General features: G+C 65.6%; 23 protein-coding genes and 1 tRNA gene. 8 read left to right on the top strand and 16 right to left on the bottom strand.

The genetic code is table 11. From position 1 onward, the window contains the following. Positions 1 to 22: 22 nt before the first annotated feature. The 6 genes from gloA to glyQ are packed head-to-tail and all read right to left on the bottom strand — an operon-like array spanning position 23 to position 5454. On the bottom strand, positions 23 to 421 hold the full coding sequence (gloA, locus tag ACIQ09_RS11855) for a lactoylglutathione lyase (RefSeq protein ID WP_398309722.1): 399 nt from the start codon (positions 419 to 421) through the stop codon (positions 23 to 25). 16 nt (positions 422 to 437) lie between these two features. After that, positions 438 to 1163 (bottom strand): M48 family metallopeptidase, encoded by a 726-nt coding sequence (locus tag ACIQ09_RS11850; RefSeq protein ID WP_398309719.1) that lies wholly within the window; start codon positions 1161 to 1163, stop codon positions 438 to 440. Continuing rightward, entirely contained in the window at positions 1160 to 1909 is a 750-nt protein-coding gene (locus tag ACIQ09_RS11845; protein WP_398309716.1) for a lysophospholipid acyltransferase family protein, read from the bottom strand. Before ACIQ09_RS11845 ends, ACIQ09_RS11850 begins: the two co-directional genes overlap by 4 nt. A 9-nt stretch (positions 1910 to 1918) precedes the next feature. After that, on the bottom strand, positions 1919 to 2452 hold the full coding sequence (gene gmhB, locus ACIQ09_RS11840; protein ID WP_398309713.1) for a D-glycero-beta-D-manno-heptose 1,7-bisphosphate 7-phosphatase: 534 nt from the start codon (positions 2450 to 2452) through the stop codon (positions 1919 to 1921). A gap of 9 nt (positions 2453 to 2461) precedes the next feature. Further along, a complete protein-coding gene (glyS, locus tag ACIQ09_RS11835; RefSeq protein ID WP_398309710.1) occupies positions 2462 to 4546 on the bottom strand; it encodes a glycine--tRNA ligase subunit beta in 2085 nt (694 codons plus the stop codon). Beyond that, a complete protein-coding gene (gene glyQ, locus ACIQ09_RS11830) occupies positions 4546 to 5454 on the bottom strand; it encodes a glycine--tRNA ligase subunit alpha (RefSeq protein ID WP_398309707.1) in 909 nt (302 codons plus the stop codon). The genes glyS and glyQ overlap by 1 nt, the downstream gene beginning before the upstream one ends. Positions 5455 to 5694: 240 nt before the next feature. Here glyQ and ACIQ09_RS11825 point away from each other — a divergent pair, with 240 nt between their 5' ends. After that, positions 5695 to 7320: a methyl-accepting chemotaxis protein gene (locus tag ACIQ09_RS11825; RefSeq protein WP_398309704.1), complete on the top strand. Its 1626-nt coding sequence runs from the start codon at positions 5695 to 5697 to the stop codon at positions 7318 to 7320. Between the two features lie 94 nt (positions 7321 to 7414). On the opposite strand, the gene ACIQ09_RS11820 is transcribed toward ACIQ09_RS11825, so the two are convergent. The 7 genes from ACIQ09_RS11820 to miaB form a co-directional block, all read right to left on the bottom strand. Next, positions 7415 to 8788, bottom strand: a complete 1374-nt coding sequence (locus ACIQ09_RS11820; RefSeq protein ID WP_398309701.1) for a TrpB-like pyridoxal phosphate-dependent enzyme — start codon at positions 8786 to 8788, stop codon at positions 7415 to 7417. A 79-nt stretch (positions 8789 to 8867) separates the two neighbouring features. Continuing rightward, complete coding sequence (locus tag ACIQ09_RS11815; RefSeq protein WP_398309698.1) at positions 8868 to 9269, bottom strand: hypothetical protein; 402 nt, start codon at positions 9267 to 9269, stop codon at positions 8868 to 8870. Between the two features lie 55 nt (positions 9270 to 9324). Beyond that, positions 9325 to 10818 (bottom strand): apolipoprotein N-acyltransferase, encoded by a 1494-nt coding sequence (gene lnt, locus ACIQ09_RS11810; protein WP_398309695.1) that lies wholly within the window; start codon positions 10816 to 10818, stop codon positions 9325 to 9327. After that, a complete protein-coding gene (locus ACIQ09_RS11805; RefSeq protein WP_398309692.1) occupies positions 10818 to 11660 on the bottom strand; it encodes an HlyC/CorC family transporter in 843 nt (280 codons plus the stop codon). Before ACIQ09_RS11805 ends, lnt begins: the two co-directional genes overlap by 1 nt. Before the next feature lie 88 nt (positions 11661 to 11748). Further along, positions 11749 to 12231 carry an rRNA maturation RNase YbeY gene (ybeY, locus tag ACIQ09_RS11800; RefSeq protein WP_398309689.1) on the bottom strand — a complete coding sequence of 161 codons (483 nt, stop codon included), beginning with the start codon at positions 12229 to 12231 and terminating at the stop codon, positions 11749 to 11751. After that, on the bottom strand, positions 12228 to 13208 hold the full coding sequence (locus ACIQ09_RS11795; protein WP_398309686.1) for a PhoH family protein: 981 nt from the start codon (positions 13206 to 13208) through the stop codon (positions 12228 to 12230). The genes ybeY and ACIQ09_RS11795 overlap by 4 nt, the downstream gene beginning before the upstream one ends. A gap of 55 nt (positions 13209 to 13263) precedes the next feature. Further along, positions 13264 to 14598: a tRNA (N6-isopentenyl adenosine(37)-C2)-methylthiotransferase MiaB gene (gene miaB, locus ACIQ09_RS11790; RefSeq protein WP_398309683.1), complete on the bottom strand. Its 1335-nt coding sequence runs from the start codon at positions 14596 to 14598 to the stop codon at positions 13264 to 13266. A 49-nt stretch (positions 14599 to 14647) separates the two neighbouring features. On the opposite strand from miaB, the gene ACIQ09_RS11785 reads away from it, so the two are divergent. From ACIQ09_RS11785 to ACIQ09_RS11770, 4 genes are all read left to right on the top strand, one after another. Further along, positions 14648 to 14724: transfer RNA gene (locus ACIQ09_RS11785), tRNA-Met, on the top strand. A 158-nt stretch (positions 14725 to 14882) separates the two neighbouring features. Beyond that, a complete protein-coding gene (locus ACIQ09_RS11780; RefSeq protein WP_398309680.1) occupies positions 14883 to 16292 on the top strand; it encodes a sensor histidine kinase in 1410 nt (469 codons plus the stop codon). Next, on the top strand, positions 16292 to 16993 hold the full coding sequence (locus ACIQ09_RS11775) for a response regulator transcription factor (RefSeq protein ID WP_398309677.1): 702 nt from the start codon (positions 16292 to 16294) through the stop codon (positions 16991 to 16993). The genes ACIQ09_RS11780 and ACIQ09_RS11775 overlap by 1 nt, the downstream gene beginning before the upstream one ends. 99 nt (positions 16994 to 17092) lie before the next feature. Next, entirely contained in the window at positions 17093 to 17509 is a 417-nt protein-coding gene (locus tag ACIQ09_RS11770) for a bacteriohemerythrin (RefSeq protein WP_398309674.1), read from the top strand. Between the two features lie 57 nt (positions 17510 to 17566). Here the strand turns inward: ACIQ09_RS11770 and ACIQ09_RS11765 are convergent, their stop codons facing one another. The 3 genes from ACIQ09_RS11765 to ACIQ09_RS11755 are packed head-to-tail and all read right to left on the bottom strand — an operon-like array spanning position 17567 to position 19992. Next, complete coding sequence (locus ACIQ09_RS11765; protein WP_398309671.1) at positions 17567 to 17809, bottom strand: hypothetical protein; 243 nt, start codon at positions 17807 to 17809, stop codon at positions 17567 to 17569. Then, on the bottom strand, positions 17806 to 19134 hold the full coding sequence (locus ACIQ09_RS11760; protein WP_398309668.1) for a leucine-rich repeat-containing protein kinase family protein: 1329 nt from the start codon (positions 19132 to 19134) through the stop codon (positions 17806 to 17808). The genes ACIQ09_RS11765 and ACIQ09_RS11760 overlap by 4 nt, the downstream gene beginning before the upstream one ends. 36 nt (positions 19135 to 19170) lie before the next feature. Continuing rightward, positions 19171 to 19992: a FadR/GntR family transcriptional regulator gene (locus ACIQ09_RS11755; protein WP_398309665.1), complete on the bottom strand. Its 822-nt coding sequence runs from the start codon at positions 19990 to 19992 to the stop codon at positions 19171 to 19173. A 270-nt stretch (positions 19993 to 20262) separates the two neighbouring features. Between ACIQ09_RS11755 and ACIQ09_RS11750 the strand changes: the two genes are divergently transcribed. The 3 genes from ACIQ09_RS11750 to ACIQ09_RS11740 form a co-directional block, all read left to right on the top strand. Further along, positions 20263 to 21096 (top strand): (Fe-S)-binding protein, encoded by an 834-nt coding sequence (locus ACIQ09_RS11750; protein ID WP_398309657.1) that lies wholly within the window; start codon positions 20263 to 20265, stop codon positions 21094 to 21096. Beyond that, positions 21093 to 21767 carry a lactate utilization protein C gene (locus ACIQ09_RS11745; protein WP_398309655.1) on the top strand — a complete coding sequence of 225 codons (675 nt, stop codon included), beginning with the start codon at positions 21093 to 21095 and terminating at the stop codon, positions 21765 to 21767. Before ACIQ09_RS11750 ends, ACIQ09_RS11745 begins: the two co-directional genes overlap by 4 nt. After that, on the top strand, positions 21764 to 22323 hold a 560-nt coding region (locus tag ACIQ09_RS11740; protein ID WP_398309652.1), incomplete at its 3' end, for an LUD domain-containing protein. The genes ACIQ09_RS11745 and ACIQ09_RS11740, both read left to right, overlap by 4 nt.

Below are 22323 nucleotides of genomic sequence, written 5' to 3'. Positions count from 1 at the left end.
AGTCGCGTGATGGCCTAGTGGCCTAGTGGGTACCGGCCCCCTTGGCCTGGATCAGCTCCACCTTGTATCCATCCGGGTCTTCAACGAAGGCGATCACCGTGCTGCCGTGCTTCATGGGCCCGGCTTCCCGCACCACCTTGCCACCACGGGCCTTGATGGCCTCACAGGCGGCATAGGCATCGGGCACCTCCAGGGCGATGTGGCCGTAGGCCGTCCCCAGCTCATAGGCCTCCACACCCCAGTTGTGGGTCAGTTCAAGCACGGCACCGGCGGACTCTTCCTGATAGCCGACGAAGGCCAGCGTGAACTTGCCTTCCGGGTAGTCATTACGACGCAACAGGCGCATCCCGAGGACTTCGGTGTAAAAAGCGATGGAGCGGTCGAGATCGACGACGCGGAGCATGGTGTGAAGCAGGCGCATGGAGAACTTCCTTGTTTCAGAGGGAGGGAAGACCCGCCGCTGCCTGCCTGAGCGCCCGGCGGGCAGCAACATGATCGGGATACAGGGATGCCACCACAGACCAGAAACGCGGCGAGTGGTTCATCTCGACCAGATGGGCCACTTCGTGGGCCACCACGTAGTCGATCAGCGCCAGGGGCAGATGAACCAGGCGCCAGTGCAGGCGGATGCCGCTGCGGCTGCTGCAACTCCCCCAGCGGGTGCGGGCGTTGGACAGCCCGACCGCCGGCACCGGATGTCCGAGACGCAGGCAGAACTCCTCGACCCGATGGCAGAACAGGCCCAGGGCACGCTGCTGCAAGCCGCGCAGCAGCACCTGACGGGCGTCACCACCGGCCCTCAGGGCCAGCTCAAGAACGGGTTGGGCACCGCTTTCATGCCATACCACCCGGTTGTTGCCCCGACCGAGGCGCAAGCGCCAGACGTCACCCAGAACCGGCAGCTCCGCCCCCTCCTGCGGCGCAAAGGCCGGCGCGGCAGCAGGAGCAGCAGCGCGCGCCGCGAGCTTTTCGACAATCCACGGCCCGTGGCTGCGGATGAAGGACTCCGCATCACGCAGGCCCACACGCAAGGGCACACCAACAATCAGCCCCCGGTGGTCGATGCGTAGCCCGAGGGTCTTGCGGACGCTCCGACGCAGGATGTAAGCAACCCGCCGCCCTTCCAGGACGATCTCACGGGTCTCGACGGCCGTCGCAGTCACGCCGCGGCGGTCTCCTTGCTGCGCAGGTCACGGTAGTGATGGGGAAAGAGGCGGCGCATTTCGCCTTCGATCCACGCCTCGGCGCGGGCGTTGATCTCCTCGGCAGACAGGCCGGTAGTGTCGATCACCGGGCCGATACTCACCACCACTTCACCGGGGCGCTTGAAAAAGGCGTTGCGCGGCCAGTACTCGCCGGCGTTATGGGCCACCGGCACCACCGGGGTACCCGTCTGGGAGGCCAGCCAGGAGGCACCGGCCTTGTAGCGCTTCTTGCTCCCCGGGGCCACGCGCGTGCCTTCGGGAAAGATCGTCACCCAGAAACCATGGGCCAGGCGATCACGCCCCTGGGCTTCCACCTGGGTCAGGGCGTCCTTGCCGGCAGCACGGTCGATGGCAATCATCGGCATCTGGGAAATCCCCCAACCAAAGAAGGGCACCTTGTGGATCTCCCTCTTCATGACAAAGACCATGGGCGGAAAGATGTCCTGCAGCATGATGGTTTCCCATGCTGACATGTGCTTCGACACGACGATGGCCGGGCCCGCCGGGATGTTCTCGCTGCCGATCAGCCGATACGGAATGCCCAACACATGTTTGATGACCCAAGCCATGATGCGCGGCCAGCCGCGGATCAGTTTGTGACGGGTCTTGGGACCAAACGGAAAGCTGGCCATGCCAATCAGCGCATATAAGGGCGTGAATACGGCAAGGGCCAACATGAACAGGATGTTGCGGATCAGGACCACGGGGCTCTCTCAGGCGGTTAGGTGCGCGACCACGGCCGCCAGGTCGGGGAAGATCTCGGTGCCTTCAGGCAGGGCCGGGTCAAGCACGGTTTTGCTGCCCTTGCCGGTTTTCACCAGATAGGGCCGGCAGCCCACGGCAACGCCTGCCTGCAGGTCGCGCAGGCTGTCGCCAACCACGGGCATGCCCTTGAGATCGACGTTGAAACGAGCGGCGATCTCCACGAACATCCCCGGCTTGGGCTTGCGGCACGAGCAAGGCGAATCAGCTGCGTGGGGGCAGAAGAAGATGGCGTCCAGCCGCCCACTCACCTGACCGAGGGCCTTGGTCATCTTCTCATTGATGGCATTGAGGGTGTCCATGTCGAAGAGACCGCGCCCGACACCGGACTGGTTGGAAGCCACCACCACCCGCCAGCCCGCCTCGTTGAGGCGGGCAATGGCTTCGAGGGAGCCGGGAATCGGCTTCCACTCTTCCGGCGACTTGATGAACTGGTCGGAGTCGAAATTGATGACGCCGTCCCGGTCAAGCACGATGATCTTCATGGTTTGCCCTCAGGCAGACAGACGGGAGATATCGGCCACCTGGTTCATCAGGCCGGCCAGCTGGTTCAGCAGGGCCAGGCGGTTCTGACGGATCAGCGGCTCTTCGGCCATCACCATCACCTCATCGAAGAAACGGTCCACCGCGGTGCGCAGGCCGGCAAGCACGCGCAGGGCGTCGGTGTAGGCCTCGTTCTGGAAGTGGGAGCGGGCCAGCGGAGCCACATCGGTGATGGCGTGGAACAGGGCCTTCTCGGCGTCCTCAACCAGCAGGGCCACGTCGGGCTCGCCGATCTCGCCCTCAGCCTTCTTGAGGATGTTAACGATGCGCTTGTTGGCAGCCGCTAGAGCGGCAGCTTCCGGCAGTTGCTGGAAGGCCAGCACGGCGTCGAGCTTGGGTACCACGAGATCGATGCGGGTCGGCTTGAGGGCCAGCACGGCATCCACCACGTCCTGGGCATGCCCAGCGTCGCGCAGGGTGTTGCGCAGCCGTTCGAGCATGAAATCGTAAAGGGGCGCAGCCACTTCGGAACCCAGACGGCCCGGCGGAAAGCTCGCCGCAGAAGCTTCGATCAGCTCGGCCAGATCGAGGGGCAGTGGCGCCTCCATCAGGATGCGCAGCACACCCAGCGCCGCCCGACGCAGACCGAACGGGTCCTTGTCACCGGTCGGGATCTGGCCGATGCCGAAAAAGCCGCTCAGGGAATCGAGCTTGTCGGCCAGGGCCAGGGCACGGCCGATATTGCTGTCGGGCAGGGCGTCGCCGGCAAAGCGCGGGCGATAGTGCTGCTCGATGGCCTCGGCGACCACCGGGGCAGCCCCTTCGGCGAGGGCGTAGTAGCGGCCCATGGTGCCTTGCAGCTCCGGAAACTCGCCGACCATGTCGGTCAGCAGATCGGCCTTGGACAGCAACGCAGCGCGGTTGGCCAGGTTCTCGTCGGCCCCAAGCAGGCCAGCCACCTTGCGGGCCACGATGGACACGCGCTGGACGCGGTCGCCCAGGGAGCCAAGCTTGTTGTGATAGACCACAGCATCCAGCTTGACCACGCGGGAGGTGAGGCCCGCCTTGATGTCCTGCTCGAAGAAGAAGCGGGCATCGGACAGGCGCGGGCGCACCACACGCTGGTTGCCGGTGATGATGTTCGACGGATCGGCCAGCTCCATGTTGGAGACGATCAGGAAGCGGTTGAGCAGCTTGCCGTCGGCATCGAACAGGGGGAAGTACTTCTGGTTGGCCCGCATGGTGAGGATCAGGCATTCCTGGGGCACGGTCAGGAACTCGGCCTCGAACTCGCCGACATAGACCGTCGGGTGCTCGACCAGGGCAGTCACTTCGTCGAGCAGATCGGCGTATTCACCCAGGGTGGCACCCTGACGGCCCGCCTCGGTGACCAGTTGCTTCTCGATGTTGGCCCGGCGCTCGGCAAAGTCGGGGATGACCTTGCCTTCAGCCAGCAGAGTCGGCTCGTAGGCGTCGGCGGTGGCGATCTCGATCTCGCCACGGCTCATGAAGCGGTGGCCCTTGGTGGTACGCCCGGACTGGATGTCGAGCACCGAACCCGGCACCACGTCGGCACCGTGCAGCAGGGTCAGCTTGTGGGCGGGGCGCACGAAGGTGGCGTCACCATCGCCCCAGCGCATCACCTTGGGAATGGGCAGCTGCTTGAGGGCGTCCTGGACGATGCCGCCGAGCACATCGGCGAGCTTCGCACCCGCCACCGTGGAGGTGTAGAACAGCGCTTCGGCCTTGCCGTCCATGCGGCGCTCGAAGCTGGCCACGGCAGACAGGGGAATGCCCTTGGCCTCGAGCTTCTTGCCCAGGGCGGGTGTCGGCTGGCCGTCGGCGGTGAGTGCCACGGACACCGGCATGATCTTCTCGGTCACGTCCTTGGCGGCCGCTTCGGAGACCACGTTGGAGATGGTCACCGCCAGGCGGCGCGGCGTGGCAAACCAGCGGAAGGCACCATCGGCCGTCGCCAGCCCACGGGCGCGCAGGCCGGCCACGATACCATTGGAAAAGGCCTGACCCAGCCTGGGCAGGGCCTTGGGCGGAAGTTCTTCGGTCAAGAGTTCTACGAGCAGGGTCGCGCTGGTCATCACGCGGCCTCCTTCTTCAGCATCGGGAAGCCGAGGGCTTCACGGGAGTTGTAATAGGCCTGAGCCACTTCACGGGCCAGCGCACGCACGCGGCCGATGTAGGCAGCGCGCTCGGTCACGGAGATGGCGCCGCGGGCGTCGAGCAGGTTGAAGGTGTGGGAGCACTTCATGACCATCTCAAAGGCCGGCAGCACCAACGGTACCGCCATCAGACGCTTGGCCTCGGCCTCATATTCGCCGAACAGGCGGAACAGCCAATCCACGTTGGAGTGTTCGAAGTTGTAGGTGGATTGCTCCACCTCGTTCTGGTGATAGACGTTGCCGTAGGTGACCGGCGTGCCATCGGGACCAATGGACCACACCAGGTCATAGACGTTTTCCACGCCCTGCAGGTACATGGCCAGGCGCTCAAGACCGTAGGTGATCTCGCCCAGTACCGGCTTGCAGCTCAGGGAGCCCACTTCCTGGAAGTAGGTGAACTGCGTCACCTCCATGCCGTCCAGCCAGACTTCCCAGCCCAGGCCCCAGGCGCCGAGGGTGGGGGATTCCCAGTCGTCCTCTACAAAGCGGATGTCGTGGGCGTTGGGGTCGATGCCCAGTGCACGCAGGCTGTCGATGTACAGCTCCTGGATATTCACCGGCGACGGCTTGAGCACCACCTGGTACTGGTAGTAGTGCTGCAGGCGATTGGGGTTCTCGCCGTAGCGGCCATCCTTGGGGCGGCGGGAAGGCTGCACATAGGCGGCATTCCAGTGCTCGGGCCCGATGGAGCGCAGGAAGGTGGCGGTATGGAAGGTACCGGCGCCGACCTCGATGTCGTAAGGCTGGAGCAGGGTGCAGCCGTGCTCGGCCCAGAAGTTCGAGAGGCGCAGGATGATCTGCTGGAAAGTCGGTTTTTGGACGGACATGGGCGCTCCGCGGCAGAGGCCGCGCGAATTTGGGCAAAACGCGGATTTTACTGGGTTTCCACGGCCAGGGAACGCCTGATGGCACAGCCTCCCCAAACACGTCTATTTGCGCGATCACGACGCACAGTGTCAAGAAATGGAACAACCCTCCGTAAATAAGGGAAATACCATAAACACCGGCATCAACCGATGACCGGTCAGTCACCCGGAAGACAACCGGAACTGAGGAGAGGATCCGCCATGAGTCTTGATAATCTGCGCGTCGCCACGCGCATGCGACTGCTTGTCGCCCTTGCCCTTGTTGGTCTTTGTATCCTGTGTGCAGTGAGCCTCGCTAACCTGCACAACAGCATGATGGAAGACCGCAAGCTCCAGACGAAACATCTCGTCGAGAACGGCAGCGGTGTCATTGAGCACTTTCACAAGCAGTTCCAGGCCGGCACGCTGAGCGAAGCCGACGCCAAGAAGGGCGCTACCGAAACCCTGCGCGCCATGCGCTACGACAAGAGCAACTACCTGTTCGTAGTGGATCAGCGCAGCCACTACGTGCTGATGCCGCCCAAACCCGAGCGCGAAGGCACGGACGCCAGCGGCCTGAAGGACGCCAACGGCAAAAGCATCATTGTCGAACTGGTCAAGGCCGGCAACGCCGGTGGCGGATTTGTGGATTACTGGTTCCCCAAGGCCGGTGAGACCGACCCCCAGCCCAAACTGACTTACGCCCTGCCCTTTGCCCCCTGGGGCTGGATTCTCGGCACGGGCATCTATATCGACGATGTGGATCGCGAATTCCGCAGCATCGCCACACTCCTGGGCGGCATTTCAGCCGTCATGCTGATTGTGCTCGGCCTGGTGGGGTGGCGGATCAGCACCAGCGTCACCGCCCAGTTGGGCGGCGAACCCCGTCAGGCCACGGCAGTCATGCAGCAGGCCGCCGCCGGCGACCTCACCGCTCCCCTCGGCGACGCCCGGGAAGGCAGCATGCTCAAAGCCCTGTCCAGCATGGTAGGGGCACTGCGGTCAATGATGGGCGAGATCAACAGTGGCGCCAACCAGTTGGTCAGCAACGCTGACCACATCACGCGCGTCTCCGCCGAGGTTGCCGACGCCGCCGTGCGTCAGTCGGATGCCACCGCGGCCATGGCGGCGGCGATGGAAGAGCTGACCGTCAGCTCCAGCCATATTTCCTCCAGCGCCCTGGAGACCGAACAGAACTCCCAGGAAGCCATGCGCCTTGCCGCGGAAGGCAGCGAACGGGTCGGTCAGGCCTCCGCGGCGATCCGCAAGATGTCGGAAACGGTGACCAGCGCCTCCGGGCGCATCCTGGCCCTGGAGGAACGCATCGGCCAGGTGTCGTCTATTGCCAACGTGATCAAGGAAATCGCCGGGCAGACCAACCTGCTGGCCCTCAACGCCGCCATCGAGGCCGCCCGGGCTGGCGAGCAGGGCCGCGGCTTTGCCGTCGTGGCGGACGAAGTGCGCAAGCTGGCGGAACGCACATCGTCGGCCACCACCGAGATCGAACAGATGATCTCGGGCATCCAGAGCGATACCAGCAGCGCCGTCGATGCCATGAACGCCGCCCTGCCCGAGGTGGATCTGGGGGTTTCCCTGGCGGCCTCTGCCGCCGAAGCCCTGCAGGCCATCGAAACCGGCGCCCGCCAGACCCTGGAACGGGTGCGGGAAATCGCCGACGCCACCCGGGAACAGAGCGCCGCCAGCACCTCCATCGCCCAGCGCGTCGAAGAAATCTCGAACATGGTCGAGAGCACCTCCGAGAACATCCGCGGCGCCGCCGACGCGGCCATCGGCCTCGAGCGCATCGCCGTCAGCCTGAAGGACCAGATCGCACGCTTCCGGGTATAGAGGAAAGCCCCGGCGCTCTTCGCCGCACCGGGACAGCACCATGCAGAAGGGGGCCACACGGCCCCCTTCTGCGTTCACCCGAAAGACCTGTTTATCAGGCTTCGACCTTCGGCAGGCCAGCCAGCGCAATGGCCAGGGCCTGCTCGTCGTAGGGCTGGTCGGTGAGATTGCCCGACAGGTAGTTGGTGTACGAGGTCATGTCGAAATGGCCATGGCCCGACAGGCAGAACAGGATGGTCTCGCTCTTGCCTTCCGCCTTGCAGCGCAGAGCCTCGTCGATGGCGCCGCGGATGGCGTGGGTGGATTCGGGCGCCGGAACGATACCCTCGCTGCGCGCGAACATCACGCCAGCCTCGAAACAGGCGGTCTGGTGAACGCCCTTGGCCTCGATCAGGCCCAGCTCCTTCACATGGCTGACCAGCGGTGCCATGCCGTGGTAGCGCAGGCCGCCGGCGTGCAGGCCGGGGGGCGTGAAGTCGCTGCCCAGGGTGTGCATCTTGACCAGCGGGGTCAGGTGGGCTGTGTCGCCAAAGTCGTAGGCGTACTTGCCACGGCTGAGGGACGGACAGGCCGACGGCTCCACGGCCACGATGCGGCGCTTCTTGGCGTTGGGGCCGCCGCGCAGTTGCAGGCCGATGAAGGGGAAGGCAATACCGGCGAAGTTGGAACCGCCGCCCACGCAACCCACCACCACATCCGGATCGTCACCAGCCATCTCCATCTGCAGAATGGCCTCTTCACCCACGATAGTCTGGTGCAGCAGCACGTGGTTGAGCACCGAGCCCAGGGCGTACTTGGTGTCGTCGTTCCTGGCCGCCACCTCCACCGCCTCGGAGATGGCGATGCCGAGGGAGCCGATGTGGTCCGGGTACTGGGCCATCACGGCACGGCCGTACTCGGTTTCCGCCGATGGGGAGGCAATGCAGCGCGCCCCCCAGGTTTCCATCAGCGCACGCCGGTAAGGTTTCTGGTCGTAGGAAACACGCACCTGGAACACCGTCACATCCAGCCCGAAGAGCCCACCCGCGTAAGCCAGGGACGAACCCCACTGGCCGGCACCGGTTTCGGTGGACAGGCGCTTGACGCCTTCCTGGGCGTTGTACCAGGCCTGGGGCACGGCGGAGTTGGGCTTGTGGCTGCCGGCGGGGGAGACGCCCTCGTACTTGTAGTAGATCTTGGCCGGCGTGCCGAGAAGCTTCTCCAGCCGGCGGGCACGGAACAGGGGGCTGGGGCGCCACTGGGTCAGCACATCACGAACCGGCTCGGGGATATCAATCCAGCGCTCGGTGGACATCTCCTGGGCGATGATCGCGTTCGGGAAGATCGGCGCCAGGTCGGACGGGCCAAGAGGCTGCAGGGTGCCCGGATGCAGCGGCGGCGGCAGGGGCACCGGCAGGTCGGCGGCGATGTTGTACCAGGCCTTGGGCATGCGGGATTCGTCGAGCAGATACTTGATCTGGTCGCTCATGGCTATCCTCCTGAATTGTCTTGGTTTTATGGGTCGAAAGCAGAAAACGGCGCGGGCGGAGCAAGACCGCCCGCCCAGGTCAGGCCGCCGCCAGGTCTTCGAGGCTGAGGCCCCAGCGGCTCATCAGAAAGCGCAGCAGGGTCTCTTCGCCCTCCGTCACGCTGCCGTCGCTCTTGGCGAGGATGAGCATGGCGGACAGGGCCACCTTCTGCAGGGCCGGATCGGTGAGATCATCGGCGAGGCGGGCAAGGCGGTGGTCCTCGAGCAGGAAGACGCGCTCCTGCTCGGCTTCATTGATCACGTCACGACAGCAGTCCAGCAGGACCTGGATCAGGGTGTCCCGATCAACGCCCAGCAGGGCGGCCGTGTCGTTGTGCTTGATCCAGTCCACTTCCCGGTTGTCCAGGCGACCATCGGCAAGGATCGCCATGGCAACCAGGCGGGCCAGGGCTTCGGGACTGTTCGTAGAATAGGAGCGCATGGTTCGGAAATGTTCTGTCTTTAAATGGGCGAACCGCGATGATACGCCGTCCGCCTCAGCTTCGCCGCCACCCGGCACCCCCCAGCAGGGCCAGGGCCGCCAGCCCCACCGCCAGCCAGTTGCCCCAGCGGGCGTAGGGCGTCAGGCCCTGGTAGCCACGCACCTCCACCGGCAGGGCCGCCGCCTGGAAGGCGGGCAGCACGGCGGCCACTGCACCATCGGGCATCACCAGCGCCGTCATCCCGGTATTGGTGGCGCGCAGCATCGGCCGCCCTGTTTCGAGAGCCCGCAAGCGGGCGATCTGCAGGTGCTGGGGCTGGGCAAGGGAGTCACCATACCAGGCCAGGTTGGAGAGGTTGAGCATCAGCGTGGCCTCCGGCAGGCTGCGGATCAGCTCCTCGCCGAAGACGTCCTCGTAGCAGATATTCACGGCCACCTTCTGCCCGGCCAGGGCCAGCGGCGGCTGGCGCTCGGCGCCCCGGGTCTGGTCGGCCATGGGGATGTTCACCAGCCCGTAGAACCAGCGGAACAGCGGTGGCGAATACTCGCCGAAGGGCACCAGGTGCTGCTTCGCGTAATGCCCCGACGGCGAGCGGCCCAGGCTGATCGCCGCGTTGTAGATGTTCCCGGCCCCGTCCCGGGTGAAGGTGCCGAGGATCACGTCGCCACCATTGCCGGCGGCAATACGCTGCAACTCGTCCAGATAGCCGGGCGGCAGATGCTCCACCAGCAGGGGCAGCGTCGTCTCGGGGAGAACAACAATGTCAGCAGGGCTTTCGCGGAGCATGGCCAGGTTTACGTCGAGCCAGCGTTGCAGCATCTCGGGGCGCCACTTGAGGCTCTGCTCAATGTTGGTCTGCAGCAGCGCAACCTTCACCGGAGCCCCAACAGCCTCCGTCCATGCGACTTGACGCAAAGCCACGCCCACGGCGAGCAGGGCCAGCACCGCCAGCAGCGACCTGCGACGGCGCCCGAGCACCGCCTGGCACGTCCACGCGGCCGCCAGGGCCAGCAGCCCCCCTACCCCAAACACGCCGAACACCGGCGCAAAGCCGGCCAGGGGGCTGGGCGGGCTCTGACTATAGCCGCTGGCCAGCCATGGAAAACCGGTGAACACCCATCCCCGCAGCCATTCGGAGAACAGCCACAGGGCGGCGAACAGGGCGGCGTCGCCCCATGGCCGGCCCCGCCGCAGCAACGCAAACAGCCCGCCGGCCAGGCCGGCATACAGGGCCATGCCTGCGCAGAACAGCAGGATGGCGAAGGCGGCCAGGGGCATGGGCATGCCGCCGAAGCGATGCAGCGCAACGTATAGCCACGACACCCCGGCCAGCAGGGCCCCGAGCCCCCAGGCAAAGCCACTGGAGAACCCGTAGCGCGCCCTGCGTCGCCGGGACGCGTCTGCCAGGTCAGCCGGCGCCATCGGGTCGAGCAGGCCATACAGCACGGCCAAGCTCAGGAAAGCCAGGGGGAAGAGTTCGAAAGGGGCGTAGGCAAGCACCGACGCGCCCCCCGCCAGCAGGGCCAGGCCCTGTCGCCAGAACGCCATCAACCGCCGATCGCCTCCTGGTCAGGCATGCGTTCGACGAGCAGGGAATGAACGCGCCGGCTGTCGGCCCGCAGCACCTGGAAGCGCAGGCCTTCGAGCTCTACGATCTCGTTGCGCTTGGGCAGACGCCCCAGCTTGCGGATCAGCAGGCCGCCGACGGTATCGTATTCGGCATCGCTGAAGGAGGTGGCGAAGGCCTCGTTGAAGTCTTCGATCTCGGTCGCCGCCTTGACCCGGTAACGCCCGGCCTGGTCGAGGCGGATGTTATCGGCGGTCTCGTCGAAGTCGTATTCGTCTTCGATGTCGCCGACGATCTGCTCCAGCACGTCTTCGATGGTCACCAGCCCGGCCACGCCGCCGTACTCGTCCACCACGATGGCCATGTGATTGCGGCTGACCCGGAAATCACGCAGCAGCACGTTGAGACGCTTGGACTCCGGCACAAAGACGGCCGGGCGCAGCATGTCGCGCAGATTGAAGGATTCACCGGCGAAGACCCGCAGCAGATCCTTGGCAAGGAGGATGCCGGCCACGTCGTCCTTGTTCTCGCCGATGACGGGAAAACGGGAGTGGGCCGCGCCGATGGCAAAGCGGGTGATGTCCTCGACAGAATCGTCGAGGCAGACAACGTCCATCTGCGCCCGCGGGACCATGACGTCCCGCACCTGCATTTCGGAAACCTGCAGGGCACCTTCGATGATCGCCAGCGCGTCCGCATCAAACAGGTTGCGGTCGTGGGCGGAGTGCAGGAGGTGCAGCAATTCTTCCCGGTCTTCCGGTTCCCGGGTCAGGAGAGCGGAAAGCCGTTCGAGCAAGGACGGTTTACTACTGGAGGGTTCCATAAAAAAGGTGGATGAGAAATGGGCCATGGGCGATGGAGATCAAAACCGAATCCCTCCATCGCCCATGGCGCATTGCTCACCTCACCACTCAGCGTTCTCCCGCGTACGGGTCTGCATAGCCCAAATCAGCCAGAATCTGGCGTTCGCGGGCTTCCATCTCGTCGGCCTCAGCATCTTCCAGATGGTCAAAACCCTGCAAATGCAGCATACCATGCACGGATAAGTGGGCGTAATGCGCGTCCAGGAGCTTGCCCTGCTCCGCAGCCTCCCTCTCCACCACCTGCCGGCACAGCACCAGGTCACCCATCAGGGGCAGGCCTTCGGGCAGGGGCATGTCTTCCCCTTCACCATAGGCAAAGGTCAGCACATTGGTGGCGTAATCCTTGCCCCGGTAGTCCCGGTTCAGTTCGCGCCCCTCGTCCTCGTCGACGATGCGGACGGTTATGCGGGCCGCGCCGGGCTCGGCAGCCCGCAACCAACGGCGAAATTCGACCCGGGAAGGTACACCGTCGCGGTTACAGGCGTATTGCACGGACAGGTCGAGGCGGCGGGGCAGCTTGATGTCGCTCATTGTTGCTGGACTTGTTGTTGCTGGGCAGGCGGGGCAGCGGTGCGCAGCCCGTGTTTCTCGTAGGCATCGACGATACGTGCCACCAGGGGGTGACGCACCACGTCCTCCTTGAGGAAGCGGGTGAAGGCCACGCCACGCACGTCGGCCAGCACCTGCACGGCCTCACCCAACCCGCTCTTCTGGCCCCGGGGCAGGTCCACCTGGGTCAGGTCGCCGGTGATCACAGCCCGGGAGCCGATGCCGATGCGGGTCAGGAACATCTTCATCTGCTCCGGCGAGGTGTTCTGGGCCTCGTCGAGGATGATGAAGGCCCGCGACAGGGTGCGGCCGCGCATGAAGGCCAGGGGCGCAATCTCGATGCAGCCGCGCTCGAACAGCTTGGCCACCCGCTCGAAACCCATCAGGTCGTAGAGGGCGTCGTAAAGGGGGCGCAGATACGGATCCACCTTCTGGGCCAGATCGCCGGGCAGGAAGCCCAGGCGTTCGCCCGCCTCCACCGCCGGGCGGGTCAGCACGATGCGCTCCACGTGCTCGCGCTCGAAGGCATCGACGGCGCTGGCAACGGCGAGGTAGGTCTTCCCGGTGCCGGCCGGGCCGATGCCGAAGGTGATGTCGTGCTCCTGGATCTGGCGCAGGTAGTCCACCTGCCGCGGCGTGCGACCATGCAGCTCGCTCTTGCGGGTCATCAGCACCGGCGCCGGGCCACTGCCCTCCCCCAGCTTGACCACCTCGATCAGCCCCAGCTGGATGTCATCCACCGACAGAGCCTCGTCGGACTTCTCGTAGAAGTGGCGCAGGGCACGCGCCGCATGATGCATCTGGGGCGCCGCGCCATGCAGGGTGAAACGCTCGCTGCGGCGGGCGATGGTGACGTCGAAGGCCGTCTCGATCTGGCGGATGTTCTCGTCGAGCGCCCCGCACAGATTGGCGAGGCGGACGTTGTCGAGGGGATGCAGGACGATTTCCGTGGGCTTCATTGGCCGCATGCTGCCAGACTGAAGCCCGCCGGGGAAGGAAAAACCATCAAAATCGTCAATCCCGCGTCACGATCTCACCGCGCAGGGAATGGGGCAGCGCCGAAACGATGCTCACCTCCACAAAATGCCCGACCAGGCGCGGGTTGCCCGCAAAGTTAACCACCCGGTTGTTGTCCGTGCGACCGGCCAGCTCGTTGGGATCCTTCTTCGACGGCCCTTCGACAAGAATGCGCTGCACCGAGCCAACCATGCCGGCGCTGATCGTGGCGGCATGCTCTTCGATACGCTTCTGCAGCCGCGACAGGCGCGCCAGCTTGACGTCCTGGGGCGTGTCGTCGGCCAGGTCGGCGGCCGGGGTGCCGGGGCGCGAGCTGTAGACGAAGCTGAAGGACGTATCGAAGCCCAGATCGTCGATGAGCTTCATGGTGGCCTCAAAATCGGCCTCGGTCTCGCCCGGAAAACCGATGATGAAGTCCGACGACAGGGAGAGGTCCGGCCGCGCCGCGCGCAGCTTGCGCACCAGGGACTTGTACTCGATCACCGTGTAGCCCCGCTTCATGGCCGCCAAGACCCGATCGGAACCCGCCTGCACCGGCAGATGCAGATGCGACACCAGCTTGGGCAGCCGGGCATAGGCGTCCACCACCCGCTGGGTCATCTCCCGCGGGTGCGAGGTGGTGTAGCGCAGGCGCTCGATCCCGGGGATCTCATGCACGCACTCGAGCAGGAAGGCAAAGTCGGCCATCTCGCCGCCGTCGCCATCCACCGGCGCACGCCAGGCATTCACGTTCTGGCCGAGCAGGGTCACTTCCTTCACGCCCTGGGCCGCCAGCCCGGCCACTTCGGCCAGCACGTCGGCCAGGGGGCGGTAGATCTCGTCACCCCGGGTGTAGGGCACGATGCAGAAGGTGCAGTACTTGGAACAGCCCTCCATGATCGACACGAAGGCGCTCGCCCCTTCCACCCGGGCCGGCGGCAGGTTGTCGAACTTCTCGATCTCGGGGAAGGAGATGTCCACCTGGGACCGCCCCGACGCCTTGCGCTCGGCGATCAGCTTGGGCAGGCGGTGCAGGGTCTGCGGCCCGAACACCAGATCCACATAGGGCGCCCGCGCCACGATGGCCTCACCCTCCTGGCTGGCCACGCAGCCGCCCACCCCGATGATCAGGTTGGGGTTCTTCTGCTTGAGGTGCTTGACCCGCCCCAGGTCGTGGAAGACCTTTTCCTGGGCCTTCTCGCGCACGGAACACGTATTGAAGAGGATCACATCGGCCTCTTCCGGGTTATCCGTCTTCTCCAGCCCATCGGCCGCCCCGAGCACATCCGCCATCTTGTCCGAGTCGTACTCGTTCATCTGGCAACCGAAGGTACGGATATAAAGCTTTTTCATCACGTGTTGACCGACAACAATCAAACCCCTATTATAGCGGGCTTCGGTTGGTGATGTAGCTCAGATGGTTAGAGCGATGGATTCATAACCCATAGGTCGGCGGTTCGACTCCGCCCATCACCACCACCCGATTCAAGCAAAAAGGCCAATCCGCAAGGGTTGGCCTTTTTGCTTTTGCAGATTCGGGAGAGGGGCCGAAAAAGGGCCGAAAAGGGGCCGGCTGACAAGGGTCCCGCGCCGAGAGCAGGACCCCGGTGCCGGGCGTTTCGTCATAAACTCGCCGAATGGCGCGTTTTCCCGACGGCGCCCTGGCCTGGCCCTCCATCGTGCCCGTTCTGCAGCTTTCCACCGTTCTGCATTTGCTCGTCATCGGCAACCTGATTGCGATGACAATGGCCCTCGCCTACGGAAAAAGTGCGGCGAGCCGGAATCCGGTGCGCTTGTTTGTCCTCAGCAAGCTCCTCCAGGCAACGGGCTGGACCCTGATCAACCTTCGGGGAGAGATTCCGCTGGTCCTCTCGGCCCATGTGGGAAACCCGTTGATCATGACGGGCTTTGCGCTCGAGGCAGGGTTGCTGATCATCCCCTGGCGGATCCGCTCGGTTCTCAACCTCGTCCTTGCGACGGAGGTCGTCAGCGGAGCCCTCCTGCTGTGGCTTTTTGCACGCTCTCCCGGCGAGCTCGTGGCAGTGTCCGGCTCGACGGTGGCCAGCATCTATGCCACGGGTGGCGTCGCCCTTCTGGCCAGCAAGGGGGCGTCGCGTCTGCAGCGACTCACAGGCCTGCTCTTTCTCCTTTTCGTTCCGATCATGTTGATGAGAGTGGTGCACTCCGCATCCACCGGCGCCGGACTGCTGGATCCGACGCTCATCCAGTCCCTCACCTTCGTGGTCCAGTTCAGCTTTCTGCAGGTGGGCACCCTGGCCTTTGTGCTGCTGATGAAAGAAGCGGACGACCTGTCCCTGCAGGCGAGCGAGGCACGAGAACGGGCGCGCCTCAAACTGCAGGACCAGTTTCTGGACATGCTCACCCATGAGCTGCGCGCCGCCCTGGGGATCGTGAAGATCTCAGGCAGCTCCCTGCGCCTCCAGCTCGCCGATGCACCCGCCGACATCCTGCAAAGACTGGACTCCATGCGCAAGGCCAGCGATGCGATGAGCAAGATCATCGATCGCTGCCTCCAGCTTGATCGCCTTGAGCGCCGGGAACAGCCTGTGCTCCTCGCAGCATGCCCCTTGACCACGGTTTTCGCCGATCTGGCCCGCCCCACGCCGGATGGCGACGGACGCCTGGATCTCTCCGTGCCGGCCGATGCCTCCGTCCGGGCCGACCGGCAATTGCTGGACATCATGCTCGAGAACCTCATCGACAATGCGCTCAAGTACTCTCCAGCCGACAGCAGGATCGGGCTGCGCGTCACCATGAGGCCCGATGAGGCAGGCCATAGCTACACCGTGATCCGCATCCGCAATCAGGTAAGACCGTCTGCCCTGCCGGATCCGGCACGCATTTTCGAGCGCTACTACCGTGGTCCGGAAGCCCATGAGTTCACGGGAACCGGGCTCGGGCTGCACCTGGTGCGCTCCCTGGCCCACCTTCAGGGCGGCGACATCCGCTTCGACATCGACAACGAGGGCGCCATGGAATTCGAACTGAGCCTTCCGGCGGCGGGGCCGGAAGGCAGGGCGGCCTGATGGAAGACATCCTCATCGTCGAGGACCACGGCATCCTGCGCGAAGAGCTGCTGCATTTTCTGCGCCTCAATGCCTACCGTGCAGAGGGCGTGAATTGCGGCCTGGCCGTGGATGACTGGCTGATGGAGCATGGCGGCCCGCCCGACATCGCGGTGCTCGACCTCAATCTGCCAGGGGAAGACGGTCTGAGCATTGCCGCCAGGCTGCGTCGAACCTATCCACGCATCGGCATCGTCATGCTCACTGGCCGCAAGCAATCCACCGACCGGATCATCGGCTATGAGGCCGGCGCCGATGTCTATCTGACCAAGCCAGTATCAGGCGAGGAGCTGATCGCCGTCCTGCGCAGCCTCCAGCGCCGCCTCCAGCGCCGCCTCGCGCCCGCCGCCAGGCCTGCCTGGCACCTGGACCCGCTCACTGGCGTACTGACCAGCCCGGTGGGCGCTAGCGCGCCTCTTTCGCCACTGGAATGCGCGGTGATCCGCACCATGGCGACCGGCCCCGAGAGTACGGCCAGTTCCGAGCAGTTGCTGCAAGTCTGCGACGATCCGACCACGGAGCATGAGAAGAACTATCTGGAAGTCGTGATCAGCCGTCTGCGGCGCAAACTTGTGCCACTCCATCCGGATCCGGCGCTGCCCCTCATCCGTGCGGTGAGGGGGAAAGGCTATCAGCTGCTGATATCGCTCGAGATCGACTAAGCGCAGGGACCCTGCAAGGATGTGACAGGTTTCCGCCGCCTTGCCCGCTACGATCATGGGCAGCTCTCAACTTCGTGCTCCGGCGAGCGGAATTGCTGAATGTCCTTCGAAACGCTGATGTTCTCCCGCATCAAGGATCTCACCATCGGCGAGAGGGCACTCGACGCCCCACGCTGCCAGCTGATCCTCATGGCCACCCGGACCGCCAGGGCGATCATGAGCAGCACAGATAAGGCGCGGGTCCGCCCCCTGGTACACGACTTTGCGGCGCTGTCGGCACGTCACTTTTCCCGCGAGGAGGACACGCTCAACGCGCAAGGCCACGGCGAACTGACGGAGCACGCCCGGCTGCACCGACGCTACCTGGACACCCTGACGGCGGGTGTCGCCCGCTTTGAAGCCGGGCAGCTATCCCGTGAGGAATTGTGCGTACTGGTTGAGGACAAGCTGGTCCATCACATCCTGGTCGTTGATGCGCCCCTGCACGCCTCCCGGAGCGGCACAGCGCCCCCCTGATGACAAGCCCCCCGCCGAGGCGCTGACGCACTGGCGCCCCGCGTCAGCAATGCGCGCTCACTGATCCCACTCCCGGTGCCGCAGCAGGCAGCCCCGGATCCGCTCTACCGTCTCCTCCACCGGCGCCTTCCTCGACACCTCCAGCCCCAGGTCCCGGGCGATGGCGTTCACCCGGGCAGGGTTGAGCGGAATGCCGCCCCGGTCGATGGCGGCGACGAGCATGCGGGCACGCTCGATCTCCGTAAGCGCCTTGCGCCCCTGGATGCGCTGACGGACCCACTGCAGGAAGGCTGCCTTCACGCATCCTCCCCAAGCCTGCCAAGGGTCTGTTCGAGCTCCGCAAACAGCGGGCGGGCGCCGGGATCAGGATCGACACAGCGGGCCTGAAGGCTCGCCAGAGCCGTTCTCGGGCCGCCCTCCGGCCCGTCCGCACCGCGCTCCACCAACTCTTCCAGCAGGCATCCAAAGGCCCGCACCTCGATACGCTGCAAGGCCTCCGCCGCCCCCGGGTCGCCGGGTGGATGAAAGGACGCGGCACCAAAGTCACCGAGCACGGCGGCACCCTCGCCGCAATGCAGGATGTTGTGGGCGTAGAGATCACCATGGTTGATGCCTTGCGCATGCAGGTGGCGGGCCACCGAGGCGATTCCCCGGGCGATGCGCAGGGCCGCAACCGGGGTGAACAGAGTATCCGGGGCGTACACGTCACGGGTGCAGGACTCGAAGCTGGGCGGCCCGGCGAGGCTGCGGAAGCGCGCGTCGATCAAGGCCATCACCAGCCCGTGCCCTTCTGCCGGATGATCTGCGATGCGGCCCAGCACCGGGATCAGGTTGGGGTGATCGCCCGCTCCCAGGCACACCGCCATCTCGTTGAGGGGCAGGCCGTCACTGGTCACCGCGCCCTTGAACAGCTTCACCGCCACATCCCGGCAGTGGGCACCCTCCTGCCAGGCGGCCCGATGGATCACCCCGGAGGCACCCTCCCCCAGCACCTGCTGCAGGGCCAGGGCATGCCAGGGCACCGGATCGGCCCGATCTGCCCCCTGCGCAGCCTGCTCCACCGCTGCGCAGAAGGGGTTGCCGGCATAGGCCAGCCACGCCAGGCGGGGCAGACGCAGCAGCCAGCCGGGCAGCCCGGTGAGCTGATTGGCGGCGATGCGCAGCAGTTCGAGCCGGGTGCACGCGGCCAGCTCCGGCGGCAGCTGGCGAAGGCGGTTGCCGGCCAGCATCAGTTTCTGCAGCCGGGTGCAGCGCCCGATGGCGGCCGGCAGCACCTCGACCTGGTTGTCGGTGAGGATCAGCCAGCGCAGACGGGGTGGCAGCGCCTCGGCAGGCACCCGTTCAATCTGGCACGACTTGAAGCCCACCATCTCCAGTTGCGGGCAGCGCCCCAGCACCTCGGGCAGCACCCGGAAGGGATTGCCCGAGCAGAACAGGATGCGCAGCCGGTGCAGACGCGGCAGATCGTCCGGCAGCGTGCTCAGCTGATTGCCGGAAAGGTCGAGCACTTCCAGGGTATCGGCGAGATCGAAGATCTCCCGGGGAAACTCGCCCAGGCCGGCACACAGGCGCAGCTGCCGCGCACCGTTCAGGCGCCCGGCACGCAGGTCTTCGAGGGAATGCATGGACGGAGCGAAAAAGTCTGCGAAGAGATCCCGATTCTACTGCGATCCGCTCTCCACCTCGGCCACCTCGCCCTTCAGGGGTGCCGACCGGACCAGGCTGCGGGCCACACGGGCACGGGTCTCCCGCTCTTCATGACGGGCCCGGGCCACCATGCTGGCGCTGACGAAATCGATGTGCCGCCGCACCGCCGCCGAGGCCAGGGCCGGATCGCGGCTGCGGATGCCCTCCCAGATCGCACGATGCTGGTCACGCAGCTCCTTCCAGTCGTCCTCGGTGCGCCGCAGGTGCCGCAGGTTGCGGTCGATGTGATCATTGATAACGCGGAACAGGCTGGCGGTGAGGTGCCCGAACATCACGTTGTGGGCTGCCTCGGCAATCGCCTGGTGAAAGGCCAGGTCGGCCTTCACCTGCTGCTCCAGCACCTCCGCCGAGGTGCCCTGGGCAAACAGCGCCTCGACCCGGGCAAAGGCCTCGTCGATGCGCTGCAGATCGGCATCGGTAGCGCGGCGCGCGGCGAGAGACGCCGCCTCGCACTCCAGCATGCCGCGAAATTCGAGCAGATCACCCTGGATGTTGGGGTGCTGACGCAACATCTCCTGCCATGGGTCGATGAAGCCCGCGTCAAGGCGATCGGTCACATAGGTGCCGCCGCCCTGGCGGCTGTGCAGCATGCCCTTCGAGACGAGCTTCTGGATCGCCTCGCGCAGGGACGGGCGCGACACACCCAGCTCGGCCGCCAGCTCACGCTCCGGCTGCAGGCGGTCACCCAGCTTGAGGGCACCATCCAGGATGCGCCGCTCGAGTTCATGGGCGATGGTGTCGGAAAGGCGCTGGACCGCCAGTTTGCCGTTGGCCATGGCATAAGTCTGAAATTGGTAAGACCAAATTCTACGGCGAGGGCTGCACGCACTACAAGCGCAGAACGCCCAAAACGCTAGAGGTTTACCCCTAGAACTCCATTAAATCAAACCTTTGAGCGCTCAGCGGGATTGACGCCGGAGACGCCAGAGCGTAAATTTTCACCCATCCGATCAATTGGTCTTACCAATTTACCGGAACTAATCAAATACTGATAGCCGATCGCCGCAGCGACACCCCCGTCGCCCGCCGGCAGGACTGGAGGAGACATGAGCAAAGCCCCCGAGGCTGCAGGCACAGGACACGCCGCCCGCAGCTACCCGCCCCGCCCCGAGGCGGTGTATTTCTACGGCACCTGCCTGGTGGACATGTTCGTCCCCGAGGCCGGCATGGACGCCATCGCCCTGCTCGAGCGCGAAGGCATCCGTGTGATCTTCCCCGACAACCAGACCTGCTGCGGCCAGCCTGCCTACACCAGCGGCTTCCCCGACGAAGCCCGCCAGGTAGTCGAATCCCAGCTCGACCTGTTCCCCGGCGACTACCCCATCGTGGTGCCCTCCGGCTCCTGCGGCGGCATGATCCGCTGGAACTGGGAGAAGGTCTGCGCCGACGACCCGGCCCTCAAAGCCCGCGCCGCTGCCGTCGCCGCCCGCACCTACGAGTTCGCCGAGTTCCTGCTGCACGTGGTCGGCTTCAAGCGCGAGGATCAGGGCCCGGCCGTCACCGTGGCCCTGCACACCTCCTGCTCGGCCCGCCGCGAGATGGGCACCCTGCTGGTGGGCCGCGAACTGCTGGCCCGCCTGGGCAACGTGACCCTGGCCATCCACGATCACGAGTCGGAATGCTGCGGCTTCGGCGGCACCTTCTCCCTCAAGCACCCGGACGTGTCCACCGCCATGGTCAGCGACAAGGTCGCCTCCATCAAGGCCACCGGCGCCTGCCAGATGGTGACCGCCGACTGCGGCTGCATGCTCAACATCACCCAGCGTGCCGCCCGGGAAGACCAGGACGCCGGCCGCGCCAGCGCCTCGCTGCCCGGCGAGCACCTGGCCACCTTCCTGCTCCGCCGCACCGGCGGAAAGCCCAGTGGAGAGCACGCATGAGCGCCCGCGACCGCATCCTCGCCAAGCTGCGCGGCGCCCGCCCCGCTGAACCTCTGGCCCACCCCGACCCGGCGCCCCACTACGCCGCCCGGGCCCGCAACGAATCGAAGGCCGAGCGCCTGGCCCGCTTCCGCACCGGCATCGAAGGCTTCCACGCCGACGTGCATGTCACCACCGAAGCCGACTGGCCTGCCCTGCTCGCCCGCCTGTGCGCCGACAAGGGCGTGGGCACACTCCTTTTCGGGGCGCAAACCCCGGCCGGCCGTCGCCTGGATCCCGCGACGTTTACCGGCACCGCGCTGCGCCCCTGGGCCGGCCAGGTGGAGGACATCAAGGCCGACCTGTTCCACACGGTGGACGCCGGCTTCACCCAGACCCGCGGCGCCATCGCCGAGACCGGCAGCCTGATCCTGTGGTCGTCCGCCGACGAGCCCCGCACCCTATCCCTGGTGCCGCCGATCCACTTCGCCCTGCTCGACGCGGCCAGCATCCACCCCACCTTCTACGATGCCCTGGTCAGCGAGAACTGGGCCGGCGGGCTGCCCACCAACGCCCTGCTGATCTCCGGCCCGTCCAAGACCGCCGACATCCAGCAGACCCTGGCCTACGGCGCCCACGGGCCGAAGGAGCTGATCGTGCTGGTCATCAACGCCGAAGGAGACGTGCAATGAGCGCCCAGGCCAACACCGCCGGCAAGGATGCAGGCAAGCCCATCGCCTTCGTCTCCGCCCAGGCCCTGCGCGAGCGCATGCACGACGCGGTGAATGATCCCCACCTGCGCACCAGCTTCCGCGGCGCCATGGACTTTCTCATGGCCAAGCGCGCCGCCCAGTTCCCCGATGCGGACGAGCTGGACTCCCTGCGCAGCTTGTCCGAGTCCATCCGCCAGTACAGCCTGTCCAAGCTGCCCGACCTGCTCGAACAACTCGAAGCCAACCTGACCCGCAACGGCGTGCAGGTGCACTGGGCCGAGACCCCCGAAGAAGCCAACGCCATCATGCTGGGCATCGCCCAGCGCCATCAGGCCAAGCTGATCGTCAAGGGCAAGTCGATGGTCAGCGAGGAGATCGAGTTCAACCACGCCATGGAAGCCGCCGGCGTGGGCGCCCTCGAATCGGACATGGGCGAATACATCGTCCAGCTCGCCGGCGAGAAACCCTCCCACATCATCATGCCGGCGATCCACCAGACCAAGCAGCAGATCGCCAAACTGTTCGCTGAGCACAT

Source organism: Zoogloea sp., from assembly GCF_044344315.1.
In the GTDB taxonomy this organism is placed as follows: domain Bacteria; phylum Pseudomonadota; class Gammaproteobacteria; order Burkholderiales; family Rhodocyclaceae; genus Zoogloea.
The sequence above is the reverse complement of the archived record's forward strand: the minus strand, read 5'-3'. Positions and strand labels throughout refer to the sequence as shown.